Here is a 4498-nt window from a genome sequence, read left to right as displayed (position 1 = left end):
TTACTCTGCGGCTTCTTCGTAAGCGTCCATTGGGGGGCATGTGCAGATTAGGTTTCTGTCGCCGTATGCGTTGTCGACGCGGTTTACGGGGGACCAGTATTTGTCGACGCCCATGGATCCTGGGGGGAAGCAGGCCTGTTCGCGGCTATAGGGCCGGTCCCAGTCGCCGACCAGATCGCGCACCGTGTGGGGGGCGTTTTTCAGCGGGTTGTTCTCAGCGTCGATCTTGCCGTCGATGATCTCCTGCGCTTCGGCCCTGATGGACAGCATGGCGTCGCAGAAGCGGTCCAGCTCGTCCTTGGGTTCAGATTCCGTGGGCTCGACCATCAGGGTGCCGGCCACCGGCCAGGACATGGTGGGCGCATGGAAGCCGGAATCGACCAGACGCTTGGCGATGTCGTCAACGCTGACCTGCGCCGCCTCATCCAGCGGGCGGGTATCCAGAATGCACTCATGCGCCACCCGGCCCGTGTCCGAGGTGTAGAGGATCGGATAGGCCTCCTGCAGGCGTGCCGCGATGTAGTTGGCGTTCAGGATTGCCACCTTGGTCGCCTGCGTCAGACCGGCACCGCCCATCAGCAGCACATAGGCCCAGCTGACCGGCAGAATGGACGGAGAGCCGAAGGGCGCGGCCGAGACCGGGCCCACGGCGGTGCCGTATTCCGGGTGACCGGGCAGGTGCTCCTCCAGATGTGCCTTGACACCGATCGGACCCATGCCGGGGCCGCCGCCGCCATGCGGGATGCAGAAGGTCTTGTGCAGGTTCAGGTGGCTGACGTCACCGCCAATGTCACCGGGACGCGAGAGACCCACCATGGCGTTCATGTTGGCGCCGTCAATATAGACCTGACCGCCGTGGTCATGGGTGATCTGGCAGACCTCCTGCACGGTGGTCTCGAACACGCCATGGGTGGACGGGTAGGTGATCATGCAGGCGGCCAGATGATCGGAATGCTTCTCGGCCTTGGCGCGGAAGTCATTCAGATCGATATTACCCTTGTCATCGGCTTGCACCGGCACAACCTGATAGCCCACCATCTGGGCCGAGGCCGGGTTGGTGCCATGCGCCGAGGTCGGGATCAGGCAGACATTGCGATGCGCCTCACCCCGCGCGGCGTGATAGTTGCGGATGGTCAGCAGGCCCGCATATTCCCCCTGCGCACCCGAGTTGGGCTGCTGGCTGATCGCGTCATAGCCGGTGATCTGGCACAGCTTGTCGTTCAGATCATCAATCATCTCATGATAGCCCTGCGCCTGATCTTGCGGGCAGAACGGGTGCAGATTGCCGAACTCGGGCCAGGTGACCGGGATCATCTCGATCGTGGCGTTCAGCTTCATGGTGCAGGACCCCAGCGGGATCATCGCCCGGTCCAACGCCAGGTCGCGGTCGGCCAGACGGCGCATGTAGCGCGTGATCTCGGCCTCGGCCCGGTTCTTGTGGAAGATCTCGTGGGTCAGATAGGCGCTTTCGCGCAGCGCATAATCCGGCAGGCGGTAAAGCTTGTTCGAGCTGTCATCCTTGCGATCGATACCGAAGGCACCCCAGACGGCCTCGATGGTCTCGGGGCGGGTCTGTTCGTCCAGGCTGATGCCAACCTTGGTGTCGCCGACTTTGCGCAGGTTCACACCCCGCGCCACGGCGGCCTCCATCACGACATTCTGCAGGTGGCCGACCTCAACCGTGATGGTGTCGAAGAACACCTCCGGCTCGACGGCAAAGCCCGCCTCTTCCAGACCGGCGGCCAGTCGCGAGGTCTTGCGGTGCACCGACTGCGCGATGGCTTTGATGCCATCGGGGCCGTGATACACGGCATACATCGAGGCAATCACCGCCAGCAGAGCCTGCGCAGTGCAGACATTCGAGTTGGCTTTTTCACGGCGGATATGCTGCTCGCGGGTCTGCAGGGCCAGGCGGTAAGCCTTGTTGCCGCGCGCGTCGATCGACACGCCGATGATCCGGCCGGGCATCGACCGCTTCAGCTTGTCACTGGTCGCCATATAGGCGGCGTGCGGGCCACCATAGCCCATCGGCACGCCAAAGCGCTGGGTCGAGCCGATGGCGATATCCGCGCCCATCTCACCGGGAGATTTCAGCAGCGCCAGCGACAGGATGTCGGCAGCAACAATGGCAATGGCTTTATGTTCATGCAGGGCTGCGATCTCGTTCGTGAAGTCGCGCACATGGCCGTGGGTGCCGGGATACTGGAAGATCGCGCCAAAGACCGACCCTGCGTCCAGCGTGTCCGGGTCGGCCACCTGCACATCGATGCCCAGAGGCTCGGCGCGGGTTTTGATGACCGCGATGGTCTGCGGGTGGCAGTTCTTGTCCACGAAGAAGGCCGCATTGTTGGCCTTTGACCGGCCGCCGCGCTTGGCCATCGCCATGGCTTCGGCTGCGGCAGTCGCCTCGTCCAGAAGCGAAGCGTTGGCCACGTCCAGCCCGGTCAGGTCGCTGACCATGGTCTGGAAGTTCAACAGCGCCTCAAGCCGGCCTTGGCTGATCTCGGGCTGATAGGGCGTATAGGCCGTGTACCAGGCCGGGTTTTCCAGGATGTTGCGCAGGATCGGCGCCGGCGTGGTGGTGCCGTAATAGCCCTGACCGATCAGCGAGGTCAGAACCTTGTTCTTGCTCGCCACCTCTTTCATGTAGAACAGCGCATCGCGTTCGGTCATCGCCGGACCCCAGTCCAGCGGCTCTTTCTGCCGGATCGCAGGCGGGACGGTGGCGTCGATCAGCTGGTCCAGCGTCTTGAAGCCAATCACCTTGAGCATGTCGCGCATTTCCGTCGGGCTGGGCCCGATATGGCGGCGGTTGGCGAAGTCATAGGCTTCGTAGTCGGTCAGTTTGAAGGCCATAGGTCATGCTCCTCAGGGAATGTCTCGCCCGACCGCTCTGGCAGGAGTCTCCGGCGGGGAGTAAGGGCCGTTCCGGAAACTGTCCGGTGGACAGTTTCAGGCCCGAACGGGCGGAGCCCAAATTCGGCGGCATAAGTTAAAACGATGGAGCCCCATGCTGGGACTCCGTTTGGGTTTACCCGATCAGGGCCTTGTAGCCGTCCAGATCCATCAGATCTTCCAGCTGCGCGGCATCCGCGATCTTGATCTTGTAGATCCAGGCTTCGCCCTCGGGGTCTTCGTTCAGCGCGCCGGGGTTGTCGGCCAGCGCCTCGTTGACCTCGGTGATCTCACCATCGACCGGGGCATACAGCTCGGAGGCGGCCTTGACGGATTCGATCACGCCGATCTCGCCGCCTTTTTCAAACTCATCGCCTGCTTCCTGCTGCTCCACGAACACCACGTCGCCCAGCTGTTCAGCCGCGTGCTTGGTGATGCCCAGAGTGGCCGTGTCGCCTTCGACGGTCAGCCATTCATGCTCTTCGGAATAATAGGTTGCCATGTTGTCTCTCTCCTGACTTCAACGCTTGTAATTCTGTTTGACGAAGGGCAGCACCACGATCTGCGCCGGCTGCGGCTTGCCCCGGATGATCAGGTTCACCGTCTCGCCCGGCTCACCGTGGCCCTTGGACACATAGCCCATCGCCACCGGTCCGCCGACCGTGGGGCCAAATACGCCCGAGGTGATCTGACCGATCGTATTGCCATTGCTGCACTGGATTTCCACACCCTGACGCGCCGGTGCGCGGCCATCGGGTTTGATGCCAACCAACTTTTTGGCGGGGCCTTCGGCCAGTTCCTTCTGCACGCGGTCTGCGCCCGGAAAGCCGCCTTCTTCCTTGCGGCGCTTCTGGATCGCCCAAGCCAACGAGGCCTCAATCGGCGAGGTGCTTTGGTCGATGTCATTGCCATAGAGGCACAGACCCGCCTCAAGCCGCAGGCTGTCGCGCGCGCCCAGACCGGCCGCTTCGCAATCCTCATGCGCCAGGAAGGCTTTCGAAACTTCGATCGCCTTGTCCTCGGGGATCGAGATCTCATACCCGTCCTCGCCGGTGTAGCCCAGCCGCGAGATGCGGCAGTCGACGCCGTTGATCGGGGCCTCAGTGGTTTCCATGAACTTCAGGTCGCGGGCGGCAGGGCAAAGATCACCCACAACGTTTTCCGCCGCCGGGCCCTGCACCGCCACCAGCGCGCGGTCGAAGATCTCGATCACTTCGACGCCGTCCAGATTGTCCCGCATATGCGGAATGTCCTGATGGCGCAGCGCCGCATTCACCACCACGAAATAGTAATCCCCCGCATTCGACACGATCAAATCGTCCATGATCCCGCCTTCCGGGTTGGTGAAAAACCCGTACCGCGCCTTGCCCGGCTTCAGGGTCGCATAGGCCTGCGGGCACAAAGCTTCCAGCTTCTCACCCACATTCTCACCGCGCAGGATCACCTGTCCCATATGAGACACATCAAACAACGCCGCCTTATCACGACACTGCTTATGTTCCCCCATAATCCCCAAAGGATACTGAACAGGCATCTCCCACCCAGCAAAATCAACCAACTTACCTCCCAACTCAACGTGCAAAGAATGCAATGGGGTGCGTTT

The 4498-nt window shown here is 62.2% G+C and carries 3 protein-coding genes; all 3 read right to left on the bottom strand.

The features are described 5' to 3' along the window. The gene (gcvP, locus tag AC2FLA_RS22320; protein WP_496725418.1) at positions 1–2856 is read right to left on the bottom strand and encodes an aminomethyl-transferring glycine dehydrogenase; all 2856 of its coding nucleotides are present in this window, start codon (positions 2854–2856) and stop codon (positions 1–3) included. Between the two features lie 175 nt (positions 2857–3031). Next, on the bottom strand, positions 3032–3397 hold the full coding sequence (gene gcvH, locus AC2FLA_RS22315; RefSeq protein WP_058271403.1) for a glycine cleavage system protein GcvH: 366 nt from the start codon (positions 3395–3397) through the stop codon (positions 3032–3034). A gap of 18 nt (positions 3398–3415) precedes the next feature. Next, on the bottom strand, positions 3416–4498 hold a 1083-nt coding region (gcvT, locus tag AC2FLA_RS22310; RefSeq protein ID WP_496725417.1), incomplete at its 5' end, for a glycine cleavage system aminomethyltransferase GcvT.

Source organism: Ruegeria sp. CDSA033, from assembly GCF_059612305.1.
Note: the sequence above shows the minus strand (reverse complement) of the source record. Positions and strands in the feature narration are given on the sequence as shown.

What these genes read in the sequence shown, in the direction of transcription:
- gcvP (WP_496725418.1), bottom strand. Translation starts at nt 2,856, where the DNA reads ATGGCCTTCAAACTGACCGACTACGAAGCCTATGACTTCGCCAACCGC.
- gcvH (WP_058271403.1), bottom strand. Translation starts at nt 3,397, where the DNA reads ATGGCAACCTATTATTCCGAAGAGCATGAATGGCTGACCGTCGAAGGC.